At 50.7% G+C, this 15963-nt stretch carries 14 protein-coding genes; 13 read left to right on the top strand and 1 reads right to left on the bottom strand.

What is annotated here, in order from left to right; all coding sequences use genetic code 11:
* Positions 1-16 precede the first annotated feature (16 nt).
* The 3 genes from recO to acpS are packed head-to-tail and all read left to right on the top strand — an operon-like array spanning position 17 to position 1827.
* A complete protein-coding gene (gene recO, locus BZG79_RS01450; RefSeq protein WP_021022097.1) occupies positions 17-712 on the top strand; it encodes a DNA repair protein RecO in 696 nt (231 codons plus the stop codon).
* Positions 713-714: 2 nt separating this feature from the next.
* A complete protein-coding gene (gene pdxJ / locus BZG79_RS01445; protein WP_021022096.1) occupies positions 715-1446 on the top strand; it encodes a pyridoxine 5'-phosphate synthase in 732 nt (243 codons plus the stop codon).
* Entirely contained in the window at positions 1447-1827 is a 381-nt protein-coding gene (gene acpS / locus BZG79_RS01440; RefSeq protein WP_077678776.1) for a holo-ACP synthase, read from the top strand.
* Here the strand turns inward: acpS and barA are convergent.
* Positions 1824-4589, bottom strand: coding sequence for a two-component sensor histidine kinase BarA (gene barA, locus BZG79_RS01435; RefSeq protein WP_077669331.1), 2766 nt, complete (start codon positions 4587-4589; stop codon positions 1824-1826). The genes acpS and barA overlap by 4 nt on opposite strands.
* A 145-nt stretch (positions 4590-4734) precedes the next feature.
* Here barA and rlmD point away from each other — a divergent pair, with 145 nt between their 5' ends.
* The 10 genes from rlmD to surE all read left to right on the top strand — a co-directional run bounded on the left by rlmD (position 4735) and on the right by surE (position 15951).
* Complete coding sequence (gene rlmD, locus BZG79_RS01430) at positions 4735-6066, top strand: 23S rRNA (uracil(1939)-C(5))-methyltransferase RlmD (protein WP_077773575.1); 1332 nt, start codon at positions 4735-4737, stop codon at positions 6064-6066.
* Between the two features lie 68 nt (positions 6067-6134).
* Entirely contained in the window at positions 6135-8540 is a 2406-nt protein-coding gene (gene relA / locus BZG79_RS16595) for a GTP diphosphokinase (protein ID WP_077773574.1), read from the top strand.
* Positions 8541-8590: 50 nt separating this feature from the next.
* Positions 8591-9385: a nucleoside triphosphate pyrophosphohydrolase gene (gene mazG / locus BZG79_RS01420; protein ID WP_077773573.1), complete on the top strand. Its 795-nt coding sequence runs from the start codon at positions 8591-8593 to the stop codon at positions 9383-9385.
* Between the two features lie 155 nt (positions 9386-9540).
* On the top strand, positions 9541-11175 hold the full coding sequence (locus BZG79_RS01415) for a CTP synthase (protein ID WP_077660066.1): 1635 nt from the start codon (positions 9541-9543) through the stop codon (positions 11173-11175).
* A gap of 74 nt (positions 11176-11249) precedes the next feature.
* Positions 11250-12548 (top strand): phosphopyruvate hydratase, encoded by a 1299-nt coding sequence (eno, locus tag BZG79_RS01410; protein WP_077459783.1) that lies wholly within the window; start codon positions 11250-11252, stop codon positions 12546-12548.
* Positions 12549-12706: 158 nt separating this feature from the next.
* Entirely contained in the window at positions 12707-12985 is a 279-nt protein-coding gene (gene ftsB, locus BZG79_RS01405) for a cell division protein FtsB (RefSeq protein ID WP_021022088.1), read from the top strand.
* A gap of 42 nt (positions 12986-13027) precedes the next feature.
* Positions 13028-13741: a 2-C-methyl-D-erythritol 4-phosphate cytidylyltransferase gene (ispD, locus tag BZG79_RS01400; protein ID WP_277917900.1), complete on the top strand. Its 714-nt coding sequence runs from the start codon at positions 13028-13030 to the stop codon at positions 13739-13741.
* A complete protein-coding gene (gene ispF / locus BZG79_RS01395; protein WP_077459782.1) occupies positions 13741-14220 on the top strand; it encodes a 2-C-methyl-D-erythritol 2,4-cyclodiphosphate synthase in 480 nt (159 codons plus the stop codon). Before ispD ends, ispF begins: the two co-directional genes overlap by 1 nt.
* On the top strand, positions 14217-15248 hold the full coding sequence (gene truD / locus BZG79_RS01390; protein ID WP_077646657.1) for a tRNA pseudouridine(13) synthase TruD: 1032 nt from the start codon (positions 14217-14219) through the stop codon (positions 15246-15248). Before ispF ends, truD begins: the two co-directional genes overlap by 4 nt.
* A complete protein-coding gene (gene surE, locus BZG79_RS01385) occupies positions 15232-15951 on the top strand; it encodes a 5'/3'-nucleotidase SurE (RefSeq protein WP_077773572.1) in 720 nt (239 codons plus the stop codon). Before truD ends, surE begins: the two co-directional genes overlap by 17 nt.
* Positions 15952-15963 lie beyond the last annotated feature (12 nt).

The following is a 15963-nucleotide window of genomic DNA, read 5'->3' as shown; positions in this document are numbered from 1 at the left end:
ACTCAGGAGAGGGTGAGTGGACGGCTTTCAACGTGGTTTTGTGCTGCATTCTCGCCCCTATAGTGAATCGAGTCTGCTCTTAGATGTGTTCTCTGAGTTCGAGGGGCGTATCACGCTTCTCGCCAAGGGAGCACGTCGTCCCCGTTCGGCCATAAGAGGCGCACTGCAGCCTTTTACTCCCTTGCTGCTCAAGTGGGGGGGACGCGGTGAATTACGTACATTGCGCAGTGCTGAGGCCACAGGCCTCGCGCTGCCTTTATCAGGCAATGCTCTGTATTCCGGCTTTTACCTCAATGAGTTAGTTATGCGTGTGCTTGAGCCTCATACGCCTTACCCAGCGTTATTTTTCGATTATGTCACCGCCTTAACCCAGCTTGCCCGCTATCACAACCCAGAGCCTGCATTACGCTGCTTTGAGCTTGCGCTGTTAGAAGCACTAGGCTATGGCGTTGATTTTCTTCATTGTGCTGGTAGCGGCGACCCGATCAACGATACTATGACGTATCTATATCGTGAGCAGCAAGGCTTTGTCGCGTCGATCATGAAAAGCCAACATCGGCAATTTACTGGCGCTGATCTACGAGCGTTGGCGACACGACATTTTGAAACGGTGGCACAGCTGCGCGCCGCCAAGCGTTTTACACGTATGGCGCTCAAACCTTATCTTGGTCCTAAGCCGCTAAAAAGCAGAGAATTGTTTAGAAGGAAATAATCATGGATAAAATTTACCTCGGTGTGAACATTGATCACGTTGCGACGATACGTAATGCACGTGGTACCGCGTATCCGGATCCGGTTCATGCGGCGGAGTTAGCTGAGCGTGCTGGAGCGGCAGGGATCACCGTGCATCTTCGTGAAGATCGTCGCCACATCACTGATCGCGATGTCCGTTTACTCAAAGAAACGCTACAAACGCGTATGAATCTGGAAATGGCGGTGACCGATGAAATGGTTGAGATTGCGCTCGAGATTCAACCTGAATTTGTTTGTTTGGTCCCGGAAAAACGTGAAGAGCTCACCACCGAAGGGGGCTTGGATGTCGCGGGCCAGCTGGATAAAGTGAAAGCGGCAACCCAGCGTCTAAGCGAAGCTGGGATTAAGGTTTCCCTTTTTATTGATGCTGATCGCAATCAAATTGAAGCGGCTCACCAATGTGGTGCGCCCTTTATTGAGCTGCATACGGGCCACTACGCGGATGCAACCAATGACAACGATCGTCAATCGGAGCTTAAAAAGATCTCCGCAGCGGCAAGCTCTGCTGTCGATTTGGGGATCAAAGTGAATGCGGGCCATGGCCTGACGTATCATAACGTCACTCCCATCGCGGCGATGCCTGAAATGCATGAGCTGAATATTGGTCATGCAATCATAGGTCGTGCAATGTTTGATGGCTTGCAAAAAGCGGTGGCGGATATGAAAGCGATTATGGAAGCGGCGCGTCGCTAAATGGCCATTGTTGGAATTGGTACAGACATTGTTGAGATTGCGCGTGTTGAAAAAGCGTTTGCACGCCAATCGCGCTTTGCCGATCGGATCCTAACCGATAGTGAGCGGGACCATATGGCAACACATCATGCGCCTGCTCGTTACTTGGCCAAGCGCTTTGCTGCGAAAGAAGCCGCGGCGAAAGCGCTAGGAACCGGGATTGCCGACGGTGTCACGTTTCATGATTTTACCATTACGAATCAGACTTCCGGCCAGCCAGCCCTAAGCCTTTCTGGCCGTGCTGCCCAATTGGCACGCGAGCGTGGCGTTGCGCACTGTTGGCTGACCTTATCGGATGAAAAGGCCTACGCGGTCGCGTATGTTATCTTAGAAACGGGTTAACAGCCCTGCGCGTTATCGAGATATTGCGGTGCCAGTTGCTCAATATGTGCAATCTCATCTTGGAGCTCTAACAGCTCAGGTTCGACAGCTGCGATATCTGCCCCGGCTTTTAATTGCGTTTCTAACTCGTGACACAGGCTTTTCAGTTGAGGCACACCGCTATAAGCACAGCTACCGTGGAGCTTGTGGATGGCTTGCCATAAGCTATCGGTCTCTGACTCTCCCGCCAACGCACTAGCGACCACCTTCTTCACTGACGTAAAAGAGGCGAGTAACATTTCTAGCATTTCTTTGGCGAGATCGGCCTTGCCTGCTGCTTGGTTGAGCGCCCGCTGCCAATCCAGATGACGCGCACTGTGATCCTGGTTAGCCGAATAAGTGGGTAACGGTGCGGCTTGATGAGGTGCTACCGTGTCATCAAAATGCAGCCAACGACTCAGGGTGCTTTCTAACATGGCCTCTTCAATGGGTTTGGTGAGGTAATCGTCCATCCCGGCATCAATAAGGCGCTCACGCTCACCAGGCATCGCATGAGCGGTTACCGCTACAATCGGCGTTTGCTGGTTGAGTCCCGCTTTACGGATTTCTTGGCTAGCGGTGACACCGTCCATTTCAGGCATTTGAATATCCATCAAAATGATATCAAAGGCGTATTGGTGTGCCAGTGACAGGGCTTTGACGCCATCATCTGCGGTCACGACTTTCTCTACCCGCTCAGCCAACAAGGCCGTGATCAGTTTCAAGTTCGCGGGATTATCATCGACAGTCATCACGGTGTAGGGCGCTTTTTGCGTGGTGTTAGGTTGAGGTAGCGGCAAAGGCGCCGGCTCGGGTGAACCAAGCAGTGTTTCCAATAGTTTACGCTGCGGGATCGGCTTGGCGACACACGCTCGTACACCGGCTTTCAAAAGATGCTCGGATGCTTCGAGTTCGGTGGTGGGTAAGCAAACCACCACTGACTGCGCTTGCTGCTCACAGAGACTGACTGCATCTTGCATCTCACTGAGCGCAGGCATGCTCCCAGCATCAAAACAAAGGAGAGCAAAATGATACTGACGGTCAGTGAGCACATGGGTGCCGGACGCGGTATCAACGTTTAGGCCCACCTGGCTCAGTCGTTTGCGCAAAATCTCTCTGGTACGCGCATTGGGCTCCACAATCAGAATATCGCGCCCGACCAAAGGCTCGATGTCGAGTGGCTGCGATACCGGTAAATCAGTTTGTGTCAGCTGCAGCGTAAACCAGAATGATGAACCTTGGTGAAGGCGACTGGTAAAGCCAATATCGCCGCCCATTTGTTGGACTAATTTTTGCGTGATCACAAGCCCGAGCCCAGTACCGCCATAACGGCGCGAGATACTGGCATCTGCCTGTCTAAACGCTTGGAAAAGCTGCGCTTGTTGACGTTCAGAGATCCCAATGCCGGTGTCTTTGACCATCAAYTGCAGTTCGACGGTTTCATCGTGTAGCTGTTTAAGATCGACACTGACATCAATATTACCTCGCTCGGTAAATTTCGCCGCGTTGCCAATCAAATTGATTAAAACTTGTTGGATACGAAGCGGATCGCCAACCGCTCCCGCAGGAATCCGAGCATCGGTGCGCAGGGTTAGCTCTAGCCCTTTCTCATGCGCCATAGGCGCGAGTAGGCGCATCACTTCGTCGAGCATCTCTTGCACGTCGAACGGAATGTTTTCTAACAGCAACTTACCCGCTTCCAGCTTAGAGAAATCTAAGATGTCATTGATGATCGTCAGCAGGTTATTGGCGGATTTTTCAATGGTGAGAAGGTAATCTCGTTGACTACTACTGAGCTCGGTTTTTAGCATTTGTCGCGTAAAGCCAATCACCCCGTTGAGCGGTGTACGCAGCTCATGGGACATATTGGCGAGAAACTCGGATTTAACCCGTGCCGCTTCTTGCGCGTTTTTCTTGGCAATGTCTAACTCAACGTTTTGGATCTCGAGCTGCTCTAAGGTTTCGCGTAGATCACTGGTCGCCTGATCAATACTTTGTTGCATTTCCAAATGGTATTCGGACAATGAGATTGCCATTGCATTGATGCCATTTTTTAAGGTATCCAGCTCGCCGAGCAGCTCACCTTCAATCCGCACGTCAAGATGGCCTCGTCGAATTCTATCGACCAAGGTCACCATGTTGCCGATTGGATGAGTCACATCGGCAATCAAACGGTAAGCGAAAAAGCAGGAGAGAATCCCGCCCAGCGCGACCATAACCAGCGCTGTGATCATTTCCTGGTACTGTTTCAACCGTACTGAGCTAAGGTCCAACTCCATCGCAATATACCCCAAAGGGCGCTCGACATTGAGTCCGGGGGTAAAGCGTCCAATTTCTAAAATCGGTGCACGCAAAATCAAGGTATCTTGCTGTTGGCTAACCTGTAATTGTGTGGGAATAGGTTGGCCACTATCGACGGAGAGCATGGCTAAATTGCGGTGGTAATTCGAGGTCACAAACAGCTCGTTACGACGATCGAACACGGCAATACTTCGCACAAACTGAGAATGCTGGCGGTGAGCAAAGCCGATGAGCCGGCGCACGTTTTCACGACTATCATTTTTCAATCCCACTTCGCTGGCAATGGCGAGCGGTTCTATAATCGCAGAACCGGTTACCGTGAGTTGCTGCTCAAGGTCTTGATAGCGGGTGCTGGTGAAAAATGCACTGAGTAATAGCCCAACGATGAGTGTCGGTGCAATAGTGAGTACAGAAACACGAGTGCGGAGGCCATATTTGGTCATGCTAGATAAACTATGGGAAAATAATCACGACAATTAGCGCCAGTGTACATGATTCAATCACAAAATAGTCAGCGAACTATCACAACTCCCACTGGCAGGATCTCTTGACTGGCTTGGCAACAAGCTTTAAACACTGGAATACGACATGGCGCGCTTTTTTAAGCCCGAAAAAAATAAAAAGGTTGAGCAAAAGCATCAGCTGATAACCATTAAACGCTTAGACCATCATGGCGATGGCGTTGGCTTTTTGGATAAAAAACCGGTGTTTGTCCCAGGTACCTTGCCGGAAGAGCAAGCCTTGGTACAGCTGACCGAACAAAAGCGGCAATATGCGCGCGGCCAATTAATTAAACTCGATAGCCACGCCACACAACGTGTTGAGCCAGGGTGCCCGGTTTATCAGCAGTGCGGTGGTTGCAGCTTGCAGCATCTAAGCCATGAAGGGCAGGTTACGCATAAACAGCAAACGTTGAATGAGCTGATGCAAAAATTTGCTGGGGAAGAGGCAACACTCTCGGCACCTATTACAGATAGGCCATGGCAGTATCGGCGTCGTGCACGCATCAGTCTTCAGGTTGATAAAAAGGGGGCATTGGCAATGGGGTTTCGTGCTCGCCAACGCAGTGCGATTATCAATGTTAGCCATTGTCCGGTCCTGAGTGAGTCATTGAATACTTTGCTTGCGCACTTGCGTCCGTGTTTGGATGGCCTGCGTGGTCGACGTATTTTGGGTCATCTTGATCTGATTGAGGCTGACAACACCACGGTAGTGTCGTTGCGTACCACCAAGGTATTGCACAGTGATGACCGTCAAGCATTGTGCCACTGGGCAGAAACTCAAGGCTGCACCTTTTATCTTCATCAAGGCGATGGCGCACCTGAACGTCTTATCGGCGCCGCGCCAGATTACCAAGTGGCGGGATGTCGCCTTGCGTTTCAACCGAATGACTTTATTCAGGTCAACCCGACGGTCAATCAGGACATGGTGTCACAGGCACTGGATTGGCTAGCGCTAGAGAAAGATGATCGTGTCTTGGATCTCTTTTGTGGATTGGGTAACTTTAGTGTCCCCGCTGCCAAACTGGTTGGGCACGTTGTCGGGGTGGAAGGCGTGCAAGCCATGGTGAATCAGGCGGCAGATAATGCGAAGATAAATGGTTGTGATAACACCGGTTTTTATCAAGCTGATTTAAATAGCGACGCGTTAGAGGGAGAGTGGACCCATTTCGATTTTACCAAAATCTTACTCGATCCGGCACGCGCAGGGGCTGCGGGTGTTATAGACTTTGTGGCACAATCGAGGGCTTCACATATTGTTTATGTGTCCTGTAATCCTGCCACCCTGGCGCGCGATGCCCGCGTGCTGCTTGATAATGGTTATGCACTTGTCAAATTAGGGATGCTGGATATGTTTCCACAAACAGGACACATGGAATCGATGGCCTTGTTTAAGCCGGTGACGAACAAGCGGGCATAAGCGTTTAGTGGCTTGTCGTTATCGACATGCCTCTCTTGTCAGTAAGAGAGTTAAGGATAGGAACAGTTATGGTTGCGGTACGAGAAGCCCACCTACACGAAGATGAAACATTTGAGCTTAACACCTGGGTTAAGCGACTCGGGCAAGACGCATCGACGACACAAGCCTTGTTAGACGGCTACCAATATTGTCGAGCATTGAGTGACGATGAATCAGCACTCAGCCAGCCTTTGTGGCGAGGCCGAGAGATGATCGAAATCCTCGTGACACTAAGCATGGATGCCGACACCTTGCTGGCCGCGCTATTATTTCCGATGGTCGACGCCGAACTGGTCACCCTGGAGACACTGGCGGACGACTATTCGATGTCGATAGTCAACCTGATTCGCGGTGTGCAGCAGACCGCTGCGATTCGGCATTTAAATACCCAAGCCGACGATGAGGCCACGTCCTCGCAAGTTGATAATGTGCGCCGTATGTTGCTCTCTATGGTGGAAGACTTTCGTTGCGTGGTGATTAAACTCGCCGAGCGTATTTGCCATTTACGTGAAGCGAAAGATGCGCCAGAGTCTGTGCGTCAGCAAGCAGCGAAAGAGAGCGCTAACATTTATGCGCCTTTGGCTAACCGATTGGGAATTGGTCAGCTAAAGTGGGAGCTTGAAGATTACGCGTTCCGTTACCAACATGCGCAAACCTATAAACAAATCGCCAAGCAGCTGGCCGAGCGACGCATTGACCGTGAAAACTATATCAGTGCCTTTGTCGAAGGGCTCCAGCAGGAAATGGAAGCGTCGCATATTAATGCACAGGTATATGGACGCCCGAAGCATATTTATAGTATCTGGCGCAAAATGCAGAAGAAAAACCTGGAGTTTGATGAGTTGTTTGATGTGCGCGCTGTGCGCATCATTGCGGATCAACTTCAGGATTGTTACGCCGCATTAGGTGCCGTCCATACCCAGTTCCGTCATCTGCCCAAAGAATTCGATGATTATGTTGCCAACCCCAAGCCGAACGGTTATCAGTCAATTCACACTGTGGTGTTGGGGCCGGAAGGCAAGCCCGTTGAGATTCAAATTCGCACCAAACAAATGCACGATGATGCAGAGCTAGGTGTAGCGGCCCATTGGAAATATAAAGAAGGCTCAGCCAGTGGCCGCAGTGGCTACGATGAAAAAATCACCTGGCTGCGTAAGCTATTGGCATGGCAAGAAGAAATGTCTGATTCGGGCGAAATGCTTGATGAGTTGCGTAGCCAAGTGTTCGACGATCGGGTGTATGCGTTCACCCCGCGCGGCGATGTCGTCGACTTACCTATAGGGGCAACGCCACTTGATTTTGCCTACCACATCCATTCAGAAGTGGGTCATCGTTGCATTGGTGCCAAAGTAGAAGGGCGAATTGTTCNGGCTGATTCGGGCGAAATGCTTGATGAGTTGCGTAGCCAAGTGTTCGACGATCGGGTGTATGCGTTCACCCCGCGCGGCGATGTCGTCGACTTACCTATAGGGGCAATGCCACTTGATTTTGCCTACCACATCCATTCAGAAGTGGGTCATCGTTGCATTGGTGCCAAAGTAGAAGGGCGAATTGTTCCGTTCACCTATCACCTACAAATGGGCGACCAGGTTGAAATCATCACGCAAAAAGAGCCTAACCCGTCGCGAGATTGGCTCAATCCCAGCCATGGATTTGTTAACTCAAGTCGTGCGCGCGCCAAAATAAATGCTTGGTTCCGCAAGCAAGACAAAGACAAGAACATTGCTGCCGGTAAAGAAATCTTGGATACCGAGCTACAAAAAATTGGCGGCATCAGTAAAGATGCCAATTTGGCGCTAAAACGCTTTAACGTTAACACGCTGGACGAGCTTTATGCCGGCGTGGGCAGTGGTGATTTGCGCATTAATCAGGTAGTGAACCATATTAATGGCCTGATTAATAAACCGAGCCTGGAAGAAGAAGAGCAGCAGTTGTTAGAAAAACTGCAGCAAAGCGAACAAAAACCGAGCACCGGCAAAGCCCASCGCGATGCCGTGGTTGTCGAAGGTGTTGATAACCTGATGACGCATCTCGCGCGCTGCTGCCAGCCGTTGCCGGGTGATGACATTAAAGGATTTGTTACCCAAGGGCGTGGTATTTCGGTCCATCGTGCAGATTGCGAGCAGCTCAATGAGCTTAGCCATCATGCACCGGAGCGGATTATCGCCACGGTGTGGGGGAAAGGCCATATTGGTCAATACCATGTACGCATTCGCCTTTCGGCAAACGAACGAACCGGGCTGGTCAAAGATATCAATAACGTGTTAAGCAATGAGAAAGCACGGGTAGCCGGGATGCAAAGCCGGGTTGATTATAAAAAGCAAATGTCGATCATGGACTTTGATCTCGAAATCTCTGATTTAGATACCTTAAGCCGCGTTGTAAACCGGCTTGAACAAGTGAAAGATGTGGTCGAAGCGAAACGCCTCCGCTAATACATTCGCCCTGTTTCGACAGGGCGTTTTTTTCATGAAGGAACCTTCTTATGGCGTCAATTGACAACTTACTGACGATCATGGCGACCTTACGCGACCCTAATCATGGTTGTGACTGGGACAAGGCACAAACCTTTGCCTCTATCGTGCCTCATACCTTAGAAGAGGCGTACGAAGTGGCTGACGCCATCGAGCGTGAAAACTGGTCGGACCTAAAAGATGAGTTGGGCGACCTTCTTTTTCAAATTGTGTTCTACAGTCAATTAGGGCGCGAACAACATCGATTTGATTTTGACGATGTCGTCAGTGCGGTGTGCGATAAGCTCACGCGTCGTCACCCTCACGTATTCGGTCCTAAAGATGCGGACGGGAAGCCATTAAGCTCGCCTGATTGGGAAGGTATTAAGGCGCAAGAGCGCGCAGAGAAAATGCCCTCAACCCAATCCTGCAGTCTATTAGATGGCGTGACTCAGGGGTTGCCCGCGTTAACTCGCGCCCACAAGCTACAAAAACGATGTGCAAGGGCAGGGTTTGATTGGCCAACCGTGGCGCCGGTTATCGCGAAAGTGCGAGAAGAGCTGGAAGAGGTCGAACATGAATTGGCACAGACACCGGTTGACGCAAGCCGTGTGGAAGACGAAGTTGGCGATCTTTTGTTTGCTGTCGTCAATGTCGCGCGCCACCTAGGCACGGATGCTGAGCAGGCGTTGCGCGCAGCCAATCAGAAATTTGAACGTCGCTTTCGTGGCGTTGAAAATCAATTACGTGATAATGGAAAAAATATTCAACAATGTCAGCTGGATGAACTAGAATCGGCGTGGCAAGCGGTTAAAAAAGACGAGTAAGGCAATATCCTGTAATTGGCATAATTGATTTGTGACAATTAAAAACACCAGGGTGTGTGGTAGCTTTCACATTGTGGGAGTCAGTGGGGTCTGGTATCATAATATCCCGTCCAGAACTTCATTTATTTCCTCTAAATCCAACTCTCAGGTTTAGCATGACGACGAACTACATTTTTGTTACGGGCGGTGTTGTATCCTCCCTCGGTAAGGGTATTGCTGCAGCCTCATTAGCAGCCATTCTTGAAGCGCGTGGCCTTAACGTCACCATCATGAAACTCGACCCTTATATTAACGTGGATCCAGGGACAATGAGCCCTACCCAGCACGGAGAAGTATTCGTCACGGAAGACGGCGCAGAGACCGACCTTGATCTCGGTCACTATGAGCGCTTCATTCGCACTAAAATGACCAAGCGTAATAACTTTACCTCTGGCCGTGTTTATGCGGATGTACTGCGCAAAGAGCGCCGTGGAGACTACCTGGGGGCGACCATTCAGGTGATCCCACATATTACCAACTCGATCAAAGATCGCATCGTCGCAGGCGGTGAAGGTCACGATATTGTGATCGTCGAGATCGGCGGAACGGTCGGTGATATTGAATCATTACCATTTTTGGAAGCGATTCGTCAGTTGACGGTAGACGTGGGCCGCGAACATGCCATGTTCATGCATCTGACATTAGTGCCTTACTTGGCTGCGGCAGGCGAAGTAAAAACCAAGCCGACCCAGCACTCAGTAAAAGAGCTTCTGTCGATTGGTATTCAGCCGGATGTGCTGGTATGCCGTAGTGAGCGTCCAATTCCTGCCAATGAACGCGCTAAGATTGCGCTGTTCTGTAATGTGGCGGAAAAAGCGGTGATCACCATGAAAGACGTCGACTCTATCTACAAGATCCCATCGTTGATCCGTTCGCAAGGGTTGGACGATTTGGTCTGCAAGCGCTTTGGCATTGAAGCCGTAGAAGCTGACTTGTCTGAATGGGAGCAAGTGAGCTACGAAGAAGCCAACCCAATGGGTGAAGTCACCATTGGTATGGTCGGTAAGTACATTGAATTGCCGGATGCGTACAAGTCCGTCAATGAAGCGTTAAAACATGGTGGGTTGAAAAATCGCCTGACCGTCAACATCAAGTACGTGGATTCACAAGATCTTGAAACCCGCGGCAGTGAAATGCTGAAGGACTTGGACGCGATTCTCGTCCCTGGTGGATTTGGTGACCGCGGCATTGAAGGTAAGATCCTTGCGGCACAATATGCACGTGAAAACAATGTGCCGTATCTTGGTATTTGTCTTGGTATGCAGGTGGCGTTGATTGAATACGCACGTAATGTCGCCGGCATGGAAGGCGCTAACTCGACTGAGTTTAGCCAAGCAAGCCCTTATCCTGTCGTTGGCCTGATCACTGAGTGGGTCGATGAAGAAGGCAAAGTGGAAGAGCGTAGCGAGACGTCAGATCTTGGTGGCACCATGCGCCTAGGCGCGCAGCTTTGCCACTTAGCTGAAGGTTCGAAAGCGCATCAGCTCTACGGCAATACCCAAATCCATGAGCGCCATCGCCACCGTTATGAAGTGAATAATCTGCTACGTCCTAAGCTAGAAAAAGCAGGATTGTCAGTTTCTGGTCTTTCTGCCGATAAAAAGCTGGTAGAGATCATTGAAAACCCAGCACATCCTTGGTTCGTGGCGTGCCAGTTCCACCCGGAATTCACTTCAACGCCGCGTGATGGCCATCCACTGTTTGCTGGATTTGTTGCTGCGGCAGGCAAAAAACAGCGCGGTGAGCTATAAACGACATTCGAGCGGTAGCCCAGAAGGCGGCCGCTCATTATTTTTAAAAACAATGACAGACGAGAGGAATCACAATGTCTAAGATCGTTAAAGTTCTAGGTCGTGAAATTATTGATTCACGCGGTAACCCTACCGTTGAAGCGGAAGTTCACCTAGAAGGTGGTTTCGTTGGTATGGCAGCAGCTCCTTCTGGTGCATCTACGGGTTCTCGCGAAGCACTAGAACTGCGTGACGGTGATAAGTCACGTTTCATGGGTAAAGGCGTACTGAAAGCGATTGAAGCTGTGAATGGCCCAATCGCAGAAGCATTGCTGGGTAAAGACGCTAAAGCGCAAGCGGATATCGACCAAGTGATGATCGATCTCGACGGTACCGAGAACAAATCTCAGTTCGGTGCTAACGCTATCCTCGCGGTTTCTTTGGCGAACGCCAAAGCGGCAGCAGCGGCAAAAGGCATGCCTTTGTTCGAGCATATCGCTGAGCTAAACGGTACTGCAGGTCAGTTCTCTATGCCTCTGCCAATGATGAATATCCTGAATGGTGGTGAGCACGCGGATAACAACGTTGATATCCAAGAGTTCATGATCCAGCCAGTCGGTGCTAAGACGCTAAAAGAAGCGCTGCGTATCGGTGCAGAAGTATTCCACAACCTTGCCAAAGTACTGAAAGCCAAAGGCCTAAGCACTGCTGTTGGTGACGAAGGTGGTTTTGCGCCTAACCTAGAGTCAAACGCAGCAGCACTCGCTGCGATTAAAGAAGCGGTTGAGCAAGCAGGCTACGAGCTGGGTAAAGACATTACTTTAGCAATGGACTGTGCAGCGTCTGAGTTCTATGACAAAGAGCAAGGCATCTACAACATGAAAGGTGAAGGTAAAACCTTCTCTTCAGAAGAGTTTAACCACTATCTTGCTAAGCTGGCTGAAGAGTACCCAATCGTGTCTATCGAAGACGGCCTCGACGAGTCTGATTGGGACGGCTTTAAGCACCAAACCGAACTGCTGGGTGACAAGCTTCAGCTGGTCGGTGATGACCTGTTCGTAACTAACACTAAGATCCTGAAAGAAGGCATCGACAAAGGTGTGGCGAACTCTATCTTGATCAAATTCAACCAGATCGGTTCGTTGACTGAGACGCTGGCTGCAATCAAGATGGCGAAAGACGCTGGTTACACGGCGGTTATCTCTCACCGTTCAGGCGAAACTGAAGACGCAACCATCGCTGACTTAGCGGTGGGTACTGCAGCAGGCCAAATCAAAACCGGTTCGATGAGCCGTTCAGATCGCGTTGCTAAGTACAACCAGCTTATCCGCATCGAAGATGCGCTGGGTGAAAAAGCACCGTTTAACGGTCTAAAAGAAGTGAAAGGCCAATAATCGGCACTTAGACACTTTTATTAGAAAAGCCGCGCCGTTTAACGGCGCGGCTTTTTTTCGTTTAGGAAAACCATGACACCAGCGACCTGATCCGCTAGCCTATGCGACTAGAATTCTATTGTGCAAATACGTCGAGCCGATATAGGAAGGAGTAAGGTATGAGGCTGCTATCGGTTGCGCTGTTTCTCACGCTTGTTTGGCTACAATACGATTTATGGTTAGGCAAAAATGGCGTGACAGATTACTGGCAAATTGAAGCCAATGTCGCCGTGCAGCAGCAGGCCAATCAAAAACTCGTGACGCGTAATCAACAAATGTACGCGGAGATTGCGGATTTAAAACGCGGTCAAGAAGCGATTGAAGAGCGCGCACGTAACGAGCTTGGCATGATCAAACCCGACGAAACATTTTTCCGATTGGTCGATACAAGACAATAACCGATTACCGCCTGCAGGCGGTACTAACAAAGAAGATAACTTGTGGTCGAACAAACCTCTTTGCAGCCTGGCGCTTTGCGGTCGGGTATCAGTGCCGTGGTCCCTGCCGCCGGGGTGGGACGGCGAATGCAGGCTCACTGTCCTAAACAATACCTTACTTTAGCAGGCAAAACGCTGCTTCAACATACCGTTGAGCGCTTGCTGGCACACCCTGCGATTAGTTCGGTGGTGATTGCGATTAGCGCTAACGACGGTTACTTTGTGCAAACTGGCCTTGGTGAGCATGCCGATGTGCAGGTTGTGACCGGGGGGCTAACTCGCGCAACCTCTGTACAAGCTGGATTAGCAGCGGTGACAACTCAGTGGGTCATGGTGCATGATGCGGCACGACCGTGTGTGACGCATGCAGACATTGATGCGCTGATCGCGCACGCGCAATCTCATCAAGACGGAGCCTTATTGGCGGCGCCAGTGAGAGACACGATGAAGCGCGCGAATGACGATGGACAAGTGGCACATACGGTTGAGCGCGAAGCGCTTTGGCATGCCCTGACGCCACAAATGTTTTTAACTCAAACACTAAAACGCGCACTGGAAATAGCCGGTGATCAGGTCACCGATGAAGCTTCCGCGATTGAAGCGATCGGCGGACATCCGATTTTGGTGCCTGCGAGTGCTAGCAATATTAAGGTCACCCATCCAGAGGATCAGTGGCTTGCAGCGTTTTACCTTTCACAACAAGAAGGCCAAGCATGATGCGAATTGGACACGGCTTTGACGTGCATAAATTTGGGGGCGATGGCCCGGTTATTATCGGTGGGGTGGCAGTGCCTTATGAGCAAGGACTGATCGCGCATTCAGACGGTGATGTTGCCCTCCATGCGTTATGTGATGCTTTACTGGGCGCGATTGCCGCCGGCGATATTGGCCAGCATTATCCAGATACCTGTGAAGAATGGGCTGGGGCCGATAGCCGGATGTTACTGCGAGACGTTTACACCAAAGTACGAGCGAAAGGCTATCAGCTCGGGAATGCGGATATCACCATTATTGCCCAAGCACCTAAAATGGGCCCGCATATTCAAGCGATGCGCGCGGCGATCGCAAAAGACTTGTGCGTGGAAACGGGCGCGGTCAACGTCAAAGCGACGACGTCAGAGCGTCTTGGTTTTACTGGCCGTAAAGAAGGCATCGCGTGCGAAGCCGTTGTCTTATTGAATAAAGAGGCTCTATGACAGACTTACTGGCACCTTTAGCGTACTTACATGGTCAGCCGACACAGTCCGGGACCTTAAAAGCCTCTCCAGACGATTTTATTGTCTCAGAATCCCTCGGTTTTACGCCATCTGGTCAAGGCGAGCACTTTTTAGTCCGAATTAAAAAGCGGGGTGAAAACACGCAATACGTGGCTAACGAGCTGGCAAAAGCCTGTGGTGTTACCTCGCGCCAAGTCAGCTGGGCCGGTTTAAAAGATCGCCATGCGGTAACAGAGCAATGGTTCAGCGTTCACCTGCCAGGAAAAGATGATCCGGATTTAGCGGCGTTTGTCGAGACCCATCCGGGTGTTGTCAGTATCGAGGGCACCGCACGGCATCAACATAAACTACGTCCGGGTGATTTGATTGGTAATCAGTTTACGCTCTGTATTCGTCAGCTTACCGATCCGCAAGCATTGCTCCCTCGTCTTGAAGCCATTGCTAAAGAGGGCGTCCCTAATTATTTTGGCGCTCAGCGATTTGGTCGCGAGGGCAACAATGTGGCGATAGCTCGTGCTTGGGGGCGTGGAGAGCGCAAAGTCCGGGATAAGAGTAAACGTAGTTTTTATCTCTCAGCTGCGCGTGCGTTGTTGTTTAATCAAGTGGTTTCTGCGCGATTAAAGGCTGGCTTGTTTGACCAGACACTGGCTGGTGATTTATGTATGGACGAGCAAAAACAAACGTATACGGTCGAGGCCGGTCTTCAAAAGCCAACCATTACTGCACCGATGACGGGTGATAATGCTTTACCGACCACCGCTGACGCCGAGCAGTTTGAGTTAAATGTGGTAGAACAAGAGCCAGATTTATTGGCGGTGATTCGCGATAATCGCATGCGTCATGACCGTCGCCTAATACGTTTACTGCCTCAGGCCATGACGTGGTCGCACGATACTGATACCTTGACCGTCAGTTTCTTTTTACCTGCGGGGGCATTTGCGACAGCAGTGATGAGAGAAGTTGTGATTGCAAATGAACAAGGAGAGCGTGATGCGCATATTGATTAGTAACGATGACGGCTACCATGCGCAAGGGATCCAAACATTGACCGAGGTGTTATCGAGTATTGCTGATGTCGTAGTCGCCGCGCCGGATCGTAACTGCTCAGGGGCCTCCAACTCGTTAACGTTGGAAAATCCATTACGGGTACGTGAACTGGGTCCCCAACGTTATGCGGTTCAAGGCACCCCGACGGATTCGGTCCATTTAGCCCTGCGGGAGCTGTTGCCGTGGGAGCCCGATTTTGTGATTACAGGGATCAATCATGGGGCGAATTTGGGTGATGACGTACTGTACTCGGGGACGGTCGCTGCGGCAACAGAAGGCTTTTTCCTCGGCGCGCCAGCAATCGCAGTCTCACTTTGTGGTCATCAACACTTTGACACTGCGGCACATGTGGTTAAACAGTTTTTAGCGAAAAACCAGCGTCATGAGGCGCCGAACCATCGTTTGATCAATATTAATGTGCCGGATGTGCCTCTTGACCGTCTTGCGGGTTGGAAAGTGACCCGTCTTGGCGCCCGCCACCACGCAGAAGATGTGATAAAACAAGGCGATCCGCGAGGTAAACCGATATACTGGATTGGCGCGCCGGGTAAAACACAAGACGCAGGACCAGGAACCGACTTCCACGCGATTTCTGAGCAGTTTGTCTCTATCACACNCGCTCATGATACGCTAGGTGTGTTTTCGCAATGGCTGACTGAGTAGTCCCCTCGCGTG

The organism is Salinivibrio sp. MA427, from assembly GCF_001996115.1.
GTDB classification, from domain to species: Bacteria; Pseudomonadota; Gammaproteobacteria; order Enterobacterales; family Vibrionaceae; genus Salinivibrio; species Salinivibrio costicola.
Note: the sequence above shows the minus strand (reverse complement) of the source record. Positions and strands in the feature narration are given on the sequence as shown.